The organism is Dehalococcoidia bacterium (genome assembly GCA_041653995.1).
Taxonomy (GTDB): domain Bacteria; phylum Chloroflexota; class Dehalococcoidia; order GIF9; family UBA5629; genus CAIMUM01.
Genome location: JBAZEK010000062.1, coordinates 1 through 3,108, shown reverse-complemented (window position 1 = coordinate 3,108; position 3,108 = coordinate 1). Strand labels below are relative to the sequence as shown.

At 52.1% G+C, this 3,108-nt stretch carries 3 protein-coding genes; all 3 read left to right on the top strand.

What is annotated here, in order from left to right; translation table 11 throughout:
- Positions 1–1,147, top strand: a 1,147-nt coding sequence (locus tag WC359_15360) for an NAD(P)/FAD-dependent oxidoreductase (GenBank protein ID MFA5401829.1), incomplete at its 5' end; no start/stop codon positions are given.
- A gap of 657 nt (positions 1,148–1,804) precedes the next feature.
- The gene (locus WC359_15355; protein ID MFA5401828.1) at positions 1,805–2,488 is read left to right on the top strand and encodes a vitamin B12 dependent-methionine synthase activation domain-containing protein; all 684 of its coding nucleotides are present in this window, start codon (positions 1,805–1,807) and stop codon (positions 2,486–2,488) included.
- Position 2,489: 1 nt separating this feature from the next.
- On the top strand, positions 2,490–3,108 hold a 619-nt coding region (locus tag WC359_15350; protein ID MFA5401827.1), incomplete at its 3' end, for a trimethylamine methyltransferase family protein.

Below are 3,108 nucleotides of genomic sequence, written 5' to 3'. Positions count from 1 at the left end.
GGAACAGACCGATATCGGCAAGGAACTGGCGGAGATAGCCGAGATGAGCCCGCTGGAGATCATCACCAGCAACTTTGAGAACGACAGGATCCGCGCCTTCCTGCTTTACATATCCTGCATGTGGGGCATCGATCCTAACGAGACAGGCACCGGCCTGTTCGTACCGCTGCTGCTGTGCCGCGGCATGAACAAATGCTACTGTTTCGGCGGCTCGCATAAGTTCGCAGGCGCTATGGGCCGCGAGATCGTCCAGGCAGGCGGCACCATCCTGGACAGGTGTGAAGTAACAAAGATAATCATGGAGGGCGGCAAGGCCGTCGGCGTGGAAACACTGGAGGGCCGCACGATCAAGGCCAAGGCTGTCGTTTCGACTCTGGACCCGCAGACGACGTTCCTGCAACTATTAGAGCCCAAGAGCCTTCCCGGCACGCTGAAGGAAGCCGTGGAGGGATGGGTCTATGACAAGTGGAGCTTCTATACCCTGCACCTGGCAACACATGAGCAGCCGGTTTACAAAGCTGAAGAACCTTGGGCCAGCGAGTCATTCCTGACCATCTTCGGCTTCGAGAGCATGGATCAGCTACTGGCTCACTTCAAGACCGTAATCGGCGGCAAGCTGGATACAAAGCTCATGGGCGGCCACGCCACGTGCGAGAGCTTCTGGGATCCGCATCTGGTCCGCGCCCCGTGGGGCGGAGAGGTTTCCTTCTTCCAGATGCACGCGCCTTACGCCCTAGACGGCAACTGCGGCAACTGGGAGAAGCGAGGCCCGGAGATCAAAGAGGCCGTGCTGAAGAAGTGGCAGAAGGTGGCCCCCAACTTCACGAAGGACAATATCATCAACGAGCTGGCCGAGACCCCCGTGGACATCGAGATACGCTTCCCCAACATGAAGCGCGGCGCGATCAAGCATGGAGACTATCGTCCGACTCAGTTAGCTTCTATGAGACCCAACCTGGATTGCTCCAACCATCGCACGCCGATACAAGGCCTGTATGTCGGCGGCGTGTCCTCTTATCCCGGCGGTCTTGTACTGGGAGGCTCCGGATATCTGGCAGCCAATAGAGTTGCCGAGGACATGGGCGCCAAGAAGTGGTGGAAGCCGACTAAAGAGATGGAGAAATTCAACGCGACATATATGAAATAGAAATTAAAAACAGAGCGTGTTTATGCAAGCCCGCAAAAAGCGGGCTTGCTTTTTATTAATGACCGTTCGCCAAAACAAGTATGCGCACTGAAACGAAAATAAGCAGCTAAAAATCCAGCGGAAATGCACAGACTTTTACATTCAGACATGCTGGAGCTTCCAAGCAGTGTTCAAACTTGACACGTCAAATACCTTACTATATAATAAATATGATGTTTCACTGAGTAAATTTTTTGCCGTTGGTATGACTGGATCCGTACTAAGCATCCTTCGTAAACTATCCTCCCTCAGCAACAACCTCAAACAATAATCCCCGCAAATACCATCCCCTGTCCTCCCTCAGTAATCCTCCCTCCCATAAATACCCCGCTAAGCAAAGCCACTCCAGTGGCTCCGGTAAAAAAACCTCCCGCCGGCGAGCACCGGTGCGGCAGGCAAGAAACGGCGTCTTAGAGGGCGTTGTGGACCAAGGCGGATTCGATTCTTCATGTAAAACAGTAAGGGTATCTTATTGATTATCAAACGTCAGCTGTTTTATAACTGATGAAAAGATCAGGGCCGAAAGCAGGAAGGTTAATCATTCGATGGCAGTTTGGAAGTTATCTGACTTTCAAATAATTGTGTTTTTCGATTTGATGATGAGTGAGGAGATTTATCATGGACGCAACCGTTGCCACCCTCAATATAAGTGTAGATAAAAAACAGATATGTCGCCGCCTGGGCTACCGGAACAGCGATGAACCGAGGCCTTCAATAGTTGCTTTGATAGAAGAGAGTATAGAAGAATCCCGCCGGCTGATCGAGCCCTCCTGCACATATCAGATAATGGATGTACAGCGCATCCGCCGCCCCAGGGTCACCCTTGTTAACGGTGCAAAAATGACCGTGACAAGCGATGTGTTGAGCTGGGTACTGTACCCCTGCGAACAGGCTGCGATTTTTATATGCAGTATCGGATCTAAACTGGAAGAGCTAATGGCCAAGCTGACAAAAGATGGATACATGGTAAAAGCCATGATACTCGATGCTATAGGCTCCGAAGCGGTCGAGCAGCTAGCGGGCCGTTTCCAGGACGAGGTTCAGCGCATCGCAAATAAGGCGGAGGCGGAGATAACCAGACGATACAGCCCGGGATATTGCGATTGGGATATCAATCAACAGAAGCTTATTTTTAAGAATCTGGATGGGGGCCTTGCGGGTGTTAACCTTAGTGACGAATGCTTGATGACGCCACGTAAATCCATATCCGGAATTATCGGCATAGGCTGGACCGAAAAGCGCAGGCTTAGAGTGTCTCCCTGCCGGTTTTGCACCAATCAGGACTGTACTAATAGGAGGTAATTTGGCTAGAAAAGGACTTATCGGCGGCAGTTACAAGCCGCTTAAAGAAGAAGATATAGCCCGTATCCACGACACCGTGATGAGGATATTCGAGGAGGTGGGCGTACAGGTAAACTCGGATAAGGCCCTTAAATACTTCAAGGAAGCCGGAGCTAAGGTCGAGGAGCGCATTGTAAAGATGCCGCGTGAAATGGTCATGGATCTGGTGAACAAGGCCCCATCCGACATCATTCTTTACGGCCGCGACCCGGAACATAACCTACAGTTAGGCGATGCGCGCGTCTACGCCGGCACCGGCGGCACCGCCCTCAACATCATCGACGGTACCACCGGAGACAGGCGACGCTCCACACTCAAAGACCTGAAGGACATCGCCAAGCTTGTCGATCATCTCGATAATATTCACTTCTTCCTGCTGCCCACATATCCCGACGATGTAAATATCGAGGATGTCGACGTGAATCGATTCTTCGCCGGGCTGGACAATACGACAAAGCACATCATGGGCGGCGTGTACACGCACGAGGGCATCGAGCAGGTCATTCGGATGGCGGAGACCATTGCCGGATCGCCGCAGAAGCTCAGACAGGAACCATTCATATCGATAATCTTATGCGCCA